The organism is Desulfobacter sp., assembly GCF_050177295.1.
Window position 1 is genome coordinate 1 of the sequence record NZ_JBFXHE010000193.1, and the last position, 8,113, is coordinate 8,113.

The 8,113-nt window shown below is 45.9% G+C and carries 9 protein-coding genes; 3 read left to right on the forward strand and 6 right to left on the reverse strand.

Features of this window, described 5'->3' with window-relative positions; translation table 11 throughout:
* The 6 genes from AB7U36_RS13805 to AB7U36_RS13830 all read right to left on the reverse strand — a co-directional run.
* A partial coding sequence (locus AB7U36_RS13805; RefSeq protein ID WP_428160328.1) for an ABC transporter permease subunit occupies positions 1-459 on the reverse strand: 459 nt, incomplete at its 3' end.
* 111 nt (positions 460-570) lie between these two features.
* The gene (locus AB7U36_RS13810) at positions 571-1,746 is read right to left on the reverse strand and encodes an ABC transporter substrate-binding protein (RefSeq protein ID WP_428160329.1); all 1,176 of its coding nucleotides are present in this window, start codon (positions 1,744-1,746) and stop codon (positions 571-573) included.
* Between the two features lie 66 nt (positions 1,747-1,812).
* Entirely contained in the window at positions 1,813-3,270 is a 1,458-nt protein-coding gene (gene gabD, locus AB7U36_RS13815; protein ID WP_428160330.1) for an NADP-dependent succinate-semialdehyde dehydrogenase, read from the reverse strand.
* Positions 3,271-3,344: 74 nt separating this feature from the next.
* Entirely contained in the window at positions 3,345-3,698 is a 354-nt protein-coding gene (locus AB7U36_RS13820) for a zinc ribbon domain-containing protein YjdM (RefSeq protein WP_428160331.1), read from the reverse strand.
* A 222-nt stretch (positions 3,699-3,920) separates the two neighbouring features.
* Positions 3,921-4,466: a CBS domain-containing protein gene (locus AB7U36_RS13825; RefSeq protein ID WP_428160332.1), complete on the reverse strand. Its 546-nt coding sequence runs from the start codon at positions 4,464-4,466 to the stop codon at positions 3,921-3,923.
* A gap of 96 nt (positions 4,467-4,562) precedes the next feature.
* Entirely contained in the window at positions 4,563-5,438 is an 876-nt protein-coding gene (locus AB7U36_RS13830) for a radical SAM protein (protein ID WP_428160333.1), read from the reverse strand.
* A gap of 458 nt (positions 5,439-5,896) precedes the next feature.
* Between AB7U36_RS13830 and AB7U36_RS13835 the strand changes: the two genes are divergently transcribed.
* The 3 genes from AB7U36_RS13835 to AB7U36_RS13845 all read left to right on the forward strand — a co-directional run bounded on the left by AB7U36_RS13835 (position 5,897) and on the right by AB7U36_RS13845 (position 7,717).
* On the forward strand, positions 5,897-6,658 hold the full coding sequence (locus AB7U36_RS13835; RefSeq protein ID WP_428160334.1) for a toll/interleukin-1 receptor domain-containing protein: 762 nt from the start codon (positions 5,897-5,899) through the stop codon (positions 6,656-6,658).
* A 178-nt stretch (positions 6,659-6,836) separates the two neighbouring features.
* On the forward strand, positions 6,837-7,271 hold the full coding sequence (locus AB7U36_RS13840) for a response regulator (protein WP_428160335.1): 435 nt from the start codon (positions 6,837-6,839) through the stop codon (positions 7,269-7,271).
* A gap of 131 nt (positions 7,272-7,402) precedes the next feature.
* Positions 7,403-7,717 carry a hypothetical protein gene (locus tag AB7U36_RS13845; protein ID WP_428160336.1) on the forward strand — a complete coding sequence of 105 codons (315 nt, stop codon included), beginning with the start codon at positions 7,403-7,405 and terminating at the stop codon, positions 7,715-7,717.
* The last annotated feature ends 396 nt before the right edge of the window (positions 7,718-8,113 follow it).

Genomic DNA, 8,113 nt, shown 5'->3' on the forward strand with positions numbered 1-8,113 from the left:
ATAGACCCCGCCCACATTGTAGGAGACCGACTCAATGAGCGGTGGGAAACTCAGTCGCTTGGCACCCAGAAGAATCAAAATACCGGTTTCAAAAATAATGCCGATCATAAGGCCCGTGATGGCGGCAGAAGCCCGGGGCGCCTGACGCAAAGGCCGGTAGGCGGCCACCTCCACAAGCACCCCGATCCAGGAGGCTAAAAACATGGTCACCACAATGGTGGCCAAAAAGATGACAGGCCCCGGTAAAATGCCTGCAAACAGCGCAAGAAAAAGCGTTGCAATACCAAAACCGATATAGGTACCCAGCATGAAAATATCACCATGGGCAAAGTTGAAAAGCATCAGAACGCCGTAGACCATGGAGTATCCGATGGAGATAACAGCGTAAAAACTTCCTCGCTGGAGTGCATTGATAAAGTTCTGAATAAAAAACGGTATCAGATCAGTAAACGATTCCATGCAGCAGTTCCTGTTAAAACAGTGAATGAGTTGAAAAAATGACTGCCGCTTTTCATTGCGGCAGTTATTTTCTCACTTAAAAACGTATTAACGCGTGTTTCCATCCGCCCCTCAGGGGCATACGGATTTGTAGAATTCAAACTCACCCTTGTCGCTGATTTTAACAATAACCGCACACTTGATCGGATCGCCCTCTTCGGTGAAGGTCATGTTGCCGGTGATACCGGAAAAATCTTTAACTTTTGCAAGGGCGTCCCGGACCGCCACACGGTCTTTTTCAATATTTCCGGTCAGTTTTCCGGTATCCTGAATGGCCTGCCGGGCAAGACCAAGGGCATCCCAGGTCAGGGCTGCCACATCATCGGGGACGTAGCCGTATGTTTCATTGTAGCGGTCAATAAATTCCTTGGTGGCACCCTTGGCACCGGCAGCTGCGTAATGGGAAGAGAAGAACTGGCCGTAGCAGGCTTCCCCGCACAGCTCAACGGTCTCTGCAGATCCCCAGGAGTCGGAACCCACAATGGGTCCTTTCCATCCAAGCTCTTTGGCCTGTTTTGCAATCAAAGGAATTTCATTGTAGTACTGGGGGGTAAAAAGAACCTGGGCACCGGACTGGATAATTTGGGTCAGCTGGGAAGAAAAATCCGTGTCTTTTGTGGTAAAGCTTTCAAAGGCGACAATGGAACCTTTGCCGTGTTTTTTCTCCCAGGCAGCCTTGAACACTTCGGCAAGCCCTTTGGGGTAGTCGGATGCCACATCATAAAGAACAGCGGCCTTGGTGAACCCGAACTCATCGGTGATGAAATTGGCCACAACAGGACCCTGGAAGGGATCCAGGAAACAGCCGCGGAATACAAAGGGGCGGTTCAGGGTGGTGTCGGGGTTGGTGGACCAGGGGCTGATCATGACGGTTTTATATTTATTTGCCACTTCACCGGCAGGAATCGCCTGTTTGGAAGCCTGGGGGCCGATAATGGCCAGTACGTCATCCTGGCTGATCATTTTGGTGTTGGCTTTTACTGCGGACTCTGCTTTGGATTCATTGTCTTCAACCACCAGTTCGACCTTATACTTCTGGCCGCCGACGTCAATGCCGCCCGCCTTTTCAATGTCCTGCAGCCACATTTGCGCCGCATATTTTGTACCCTCTCCGACCTTTGGAATATCCCCGGTCAGCGGCGCATTGATGCCGATTTTAATGACAGTCTCTCTTTTGCAGAACGCAGATGAGGAAAAAACCATGGCCATTGCAATGGCAGCAGCCATACAACAAATAATTTTTTTCATGTTTACTCCTGAATTAGTTATTCACTTTTCGTTTTATCGCAAATAAAATGTTGTGAAATGATCAGGTCAGCTGATGCCGGCCATGCACATGTACTTGATCTCCAGGTAATCATCCAGTCCGTACTTGGAGCCTTCCCGGCCGTTGCCGGATTCCTTGACCCCGCCAAAGGGGGCCACGGCATTGGAGATGATGCCGGAGTTGATGCCGATCAGGCCGTATTCCAGTTTTTCGCCCACCCGCCAGGTCCGGGCCATGTCCCGGGTGAAGAAATAGGCAGCCAGGCCGTATTCTGTATTATTGGCTTTTTGGATCACCTCTGCTTCGCTTTCAAACTTGAAGATCGGGGCAAAGGGACCGAATATTTCCTCTTTGGCCACGAGCATGTCGTCTGTGACGTCTGCCAGGACCGTGGGGGAAAAAAAGGTGCCGCCCAGGGCATGGCGCTTGCCGCCTGCCAGTACTTTAGCGCCTTTGTCCAGGGCATCATTGATATGACGTTCCACACTTTCAACGGCCTTCATGTCAATGAGCGGGCCCTGGACCACCCCTTCTTCTACGCCGTTGCCCACTTTAAGGGTTGCCACAGCCCGGGTCAGTTTTTCACAGAATTGATCATAAACCCCTGCCTGGACATAAAGGCGGTTGGCACAGACACAGGTCTGGCCGGAGTTGCGGTATTTGCAGGAAAGGGCCCCTTCAACCGCCGCATCAAGGTCTGCATCATCAAATACAATGAACGGTGCATTGCCGCCCAGTTCCATGGATACCCGCTTCATGGTGCCGGCACAGTCCTGCATCAGTTTTTTGCCAACTTCTGTGGAGCCGGTAAAGGTCAGTTTCCGGACAATGGGGTTGGCGGTCAGTTCGCCGCCAATGGCTGACGAAGACCCTGTGACCACGTTAAAGACGCCCGGGGGCATCCCGGCTTTCTGGGCCAGTTTTGCAATGGCCAAAGCGGAAAAGGGTGTGGCTGTGGCGGGTTTGACCACCATGGTGCATCCGGCTGCCAGGGCTGCACCGGCTTTTCTGGTGATCATGGCGCTGGGAAAGTTCCAGGGGGTGATGGCCGCAACCACGCCCACAGGCTGTTTGATCACCACCAGACGCTGGGACGCAATGGTCTGGGGGATGATATCACCGTAAATCCGTTTGGCCTCTTCGGCAAACCATTCAAAAAAGCTGGCTGCATAGGCGATTTCGCCCCGGGATTCGGCCAGGGGCTTGCCTTGTTCCGCTGTCATGAGCCAGGCCAGGTCTTCCTGGTTTTCCATGAGCAGGTCATGCCACCGCCTTAAAATGGCAGAACGCTGGGCTGCGGTTTTGCTGCGCCAGGCAGGCAGACTCCCATTGGCTGCATCAATGGCCCGCCGGGTTTCCTCGGCACCGCAAAAGGGCACGGTTCCCAGAACTTCCCCTGTGGCCGGGTTGGTCACCTCAACGGTTTTTTTTGAATCTGCTTCAATCCACTGATCCTGAATAAAACAGGCCTGGCAAAACAGGTCTGGATTTTTTAATTCGATCATGTTCACCTTCCTTGTGTTAGGGTCCATTTAATTATGCAGACTTAATTTGCAAGCGTTTGGCGATTTACCCTCCGTTAAGCCTTTTTAACAACAGAACATTTAAGGTACATGGCGCCGAACCCTGCAATCTTACAGGAAATATCGTGACCATTTACAGGGTCATCAAGGAGTTTGATGTTTTTGACCTTTGTTCCCAATTTGATTGTGTCCTTCCCGGCCATGAGATCTTTGATGGTGGTGACTGTATCTCCATCCTGCAACGGATTGCCATTGGCATCAAGGAATCCTGGCGTATCTTCCGGGGGTGAATCATCAGAAGCCTGATCCGGTGCCCACTCATGAGCACATTCCGGGCATATCCACAGGAGTCCGTCGGGATAGGCATAAGGTGAATTACATTTGGGACATGTATTTTCTTCAACTGACATAGCAAAATTCCTGGTTGATTGTATAAACTGAAACTGGTTTAAATATTTTTCTCATGAAGTGAAAGATCTATCACCATGATAAACCAATACTATACACAAGCATGTTGTGTATAGCAGGGGGGCTCGATTTAAGTCAAGACAACAATAAATGCCTGAAAAATTCGGAAGAAAATATTCTAAGATTTCAGAATCAACCCTTTTTATGGGAGTTCTGCGTGCAAATTATTGGGGACGCGGGCAGGACAACATCTGGCCTCTGATAACCTCAAACAAATCACAAAATCTGAGGACACCGGTGACCGTATCGCCATTCTTTACGATTAGAGGCTGGTGGACGCCCATAACATATTCATGAAGCGCTTTTTCCAGGGAATCGTTCTCCTGAAGGTATTCAAAGTCGACAGGTACGTGCATGATTTCGGAAACCTTGATGTCGGCGCCGCGCTCACAAATGTTCTTCATGGGCTCCATCCAGAGGTTGAAATCCCGGATCGCATTGATCACATAATCCTTGGTCAGTGTGCCGTCGTCATAGTTTTTGAACAGTTTTTTATAGTTGGGCTCAAGCGTTCTGAAAATATCAAGCATGGTAACTTTTCCCTTGAACCTGCCATTGTCGTCCACTACAATAACATCCCTGTGGGAATAGTGGATGTCGGATTTGTTCTTTTCCAGAACCTGGAATACATCATAAACAGTGTCAGTTTCCTTGACGGTCACATAGTCGCGTAAGGGAATCATAATCGTTTTTATTAGAATATCTTTCATGGCATTCTCCTCAAGAAGATGATTAAGAGCTTTAATTATTATGATGCTTCACCTGAAAATATATGAGAAAAATATGGGAAGTCAAGCTTTATAAATTTATTGATCTCCAATAAAAAACGGACGAAATTGAGATTCAGGCAACTGATAAGCTGTTTTAATCTGCGCCATAATTTGGTTTTGCGATTCAGGTAGCCTGCCGTGCACATCAATATAATTTGTGTAATGATCACTGGCTAAATACGAAGTCACTTTTAACTGCCGGATTAACCGTTCAGTTTCTTTTATAACACCATGCGGTCCCAGCATTTTAAATTTGCCGGACTCAATTTCATCCAATATTGGTGTGTTGATTTTCGGTACAAAAGTTCTGAGCCTGATGAAGTCAGGATTAATCTGGTTGAGCGCATTTGCCGTTGAGTCTGCATGCGAACCAGTCAAAGCCACGCCTCCCAACCCCAATACAATATAGAGACTTAACTCTAATCCAGTGGCAACGACCCATTGACCTGCTTCGATCTGACGTTTGGCATCTGCTCCTTTTTTTACATAGCGCAGAACATCATCATTGCCAGATTCAAGGCCAACATGGATACGATTTAACCCGGCATCTGCCAATTGTTTTAGGCCACTTCGTCCTTTTTTATGGATATATTGGGACGAGCCGTAGACAGTTATCCGTTCTAAATCAGGAAAAACTTTGCGAGCATAGATGCAGATCGCAGCTAAGTCATCTGTTTTCATCGCAATGGTATTTCCTGCCGGGAAAAACAGAGTTTTGAAATTAGGTCCATAAATCTTGGATGCAGAATCCATATCCTCCATAATTTCTTGAACAGGTCTGATCCTGAAACGCGGACCATTTTTATAAATCGTACAAAAAGTGCATTTATTGTGGGGGCATCCGACTGTGGCTTGAATTAAAAGTGAATCCGCTTCACTGGGTGGACGATATATGGGGCCTTCATATCTCATGCTATTTTTTTGACATGTTATCAGAGAAATTACAACAACGAAGCTATAATCATCCTATTTCATTCCGCCTGTGCACATTTCCCGGAATATTTCTGGAAACCAATTCCCGGTTATAACTGGCCAGCACATTCGGATTAATCTGAATCAATGCCATTTGCTGTTTAACCCCACAATTTGAATGTTATCCCGTTATAAAAATTATATAACACCGGCACAAAATGATTGTCAATTCGGTTCTTTATTGATACAGAGTTTGTACATGTTCTTTGTTGGAGTTATACTCGACATTGAGCAGATGTTTCTTTAACATATTGAAATTATTGGTAGTGAGTCAATAGCGTCGATTTTTTTATACAATAATATAAGTAGTTATAATGTGCCTGCTCAATGTCGGTTATACAGAAAAAAAACTACATAATCACTTGTTAGCGTGCCTACATTAAAGGAGGGTACATCATATGACAGATAAAAAGATTGTGTTCCTTTCTCATATTTCTGAGGAAAGAGAGCTTGCAGTACACTTCAAGTCGCTGATCGAAGATAGCTTTCTTGATTTGATAGACGTTTTTGTGTCTTCAGATGACCGAAGCATAGGTCTCGGCCAAAAATGGCTTGACGATATCACGCATGCACTTAATGTATGCACGGTCGAACTTGTTTTGTGCAGCCCCGTGTCAGTCAAAAGACCTTGGATAAATTTCGAGGCTGGCGCAGGGTGGATAAGAGGCATTCCTGTCGTACCACTTTGTCATTCAGGCATGGAGCCCGGCAAGCTACCTATCCCGCTAAACCTCTTGCAGGCAGCCAAACTTACGGAGACTTCCAGCCTAAAACTTGTTTTCCCTGTGCTGGCAAATGCATTGGGCTCCAGAACCCCAACGGTAGACTTCTCTGCCTTCATACAGAACGCTGTTGATTTCGAAAAGAAATACACTTTCTGGAATAGTTGCAATAGTGCTTTTCAGGTAATCAACAATATAAATCCTCAAATAATAGACGATCTTCGAAATCAGAACGTAGTCTCTCTTGATCTAGTAGATGTTCAAATTGCAGAACTTGAAAGAGTCTGCCAATTCCTACAATCAGAAAATATTCTAATGTTTAAACGCATTGGCCATCAAACAATAGGCCCGAGCGGGGTTCTTTTCGGATGTGAGATACAGCCGCTCCCAAAGCTCTCTACGACGTTTAAAGACACCCATTTCATCTTTCACAAGTGAACCGCTAACGAGCCACGCGACCAAGCGGTGCAAGTCTTTTGGCGTTTCGTGTGGATCCTTGGTCGCGTGCCGCTGATGTGCAGTGTTAGCTTCAATTCAGAAGAGTACTAAGCGACTAATTTTTTTGAAGAAATGCAACTACCTTAAAACAACTATTTTCCAAATAGGGGAAATAAAGATGAAAATCCTAATAGCAGAAGATGATCCAATGCTTCAAACAATGGCTGGTAACATAATGAACCATTGGGGATTTGATTTTGATATTGCATCAAATGGCATAGAGGCTGTCGAACATGCTCAACTTTATGACGGAGAATATGATCTTTGCCTGATGGATATTGATATGCCCGTAATGAACGGATTGGAAGCAACAAAAATCATTCGCCGGAAATTAAACTATTTTCCTATTATCGCTCTAACCGGCAATACTTCGGTAAAAGATAAATCCTTTGAAATAGGTATGGATGATTTTTTGGGAAAACCATATAGCATTCAGGATCTCCATAGTAAAATTAATGAGTTAGTGATAAAAACATATGAATTTAAAATTACAAGTGACGACCTTTCTATAAAAAAAGATGCCTCAGATTTATTTGGAAAATACGGATTATGAAAAAGAATTGCAGGCCGAGAATGAAGAAGTGGAAAAATACCCTGAGATGATATTAAAAGTCGAATGAAAAAAGGAGAAGAGGCTAAAAATATTTCGGCCGGGAAAAATTAAGTCAGATTCAAGGGGGATAAATGAGCCTGGATATCGAACAGACCTTAAAGGAAATGGCAGATGCCGTCATCGATACGGTGAAAAACGAAGCGGAAGCGTTTAAGGCGCAGGCAAAAGAAATGCTTGATGCCGAGAAAGACGCATTAAAAGACTTGGGGGAAGCGAAGTTGAAGGGGGACATTGATGAAGAAACCTTTGAGCAGGAAGTGGCGCGTGAAAAAAAAGTGCTCGAAGCGGAGTTGCTGACCCTTGAAATCATGACAAAGGCGTTGGCCCTAAAAGCGGTCAATGCAGCGATCGACGTCTTTAAAAAAGCATTGGCTGCCGCCATTTAGCACCTTATCGGGCTTCCGGAGGGCAGCGCTCCGTCGGCCGCCCGGAGCAACGAAAAAATCAGCAGGAATTTTTAAAACTCAGGGTTTCCCTGATTGAACTTTGATTCATTATTCGATATGACCATAGACACTGAGTCGTCGTAAAAGAAAATTTTAGTTTTATGAGTGCTGCCGGAAAATCATCTTATTTTTTACGCATCCGGCAGGGTTGATGTTGTCCGGAGCGCCCTTGACAGGAACTTGACATGACCGGGTCGGTTGAAACAAGAGAGAAGAAGCACAAAATCCTGCTGAATATCCTGAAACGGATATTCTGGAAAGATCCGCTGAAAATGCTCTTCTTTACGCTGTTCTCAATTTCCTTTGCCATACTCAACCCCTTTGGCCTGTATGGCG

What these genes read in the sequence shown, in the direction of transcription:
- AB7U36_RS13840 (WP_428160335.1), top strand. Translation starts at nt 6,837, where the DNA reads ATGAAAATCCTAATAGCAGAAGATGATCCAATGCTTCAAACAATGGCT.
- AB7U36_RS13835 (WP_428160334.1), top strand. Translation starts at nt 5,897, where the DNA reads ATGACAGATAAAAAGATTGTGTTCCTTTCTCATATTTCTGAGGAAAGA.
- AB7U36_RS13830 (WP_428160333.1), bottom strand. Translation starts at nt 5,438, where the DNA reads ATGAGATATGAAGGCCCCATATATCGTCCACCCAGTGAAGCGGATTCA.
- AB7U36_RS13820 (WP_428160331.1), bottom strand. Translation starts at nt 3,698, where the DNA reads ATGTCAGTTGAAGAAAATACATGTCCCAAATGTAATTCACCTTATGCC.
- AB7U36_RS13825 (WP_428160332.1), bottom strand. Translation starts at nt 4,466, where the DNA reads ATGAAAGATATTCTAATAAAAACGATTATGATTCCCTTACGCGACTAT.
- AB7U36_RS13810 (WP_428160329.1), bottom strand. Translation starts at nt 1,746, where the DNA reads ATGAAAAAAATTATTTGTTGTATGGCTGCTGCCATTGCAATGGCCATG.
- AB7U36_RS13845 (WP_428160336.1), top strand. Translation starts at nt 7,403, where the DNA reads ATGAGCCTGGATATCGAACAGACCTTAAAGGAAATGGCAGATGCCGTC.
- gabD (WP_428160330.1), bottom strand. Translation starts at nt 3,270, where the DNA reads ATGATCGAATTAAAAAATCCAGACCTGTTTTGCCAGGCCTGTTTTATT.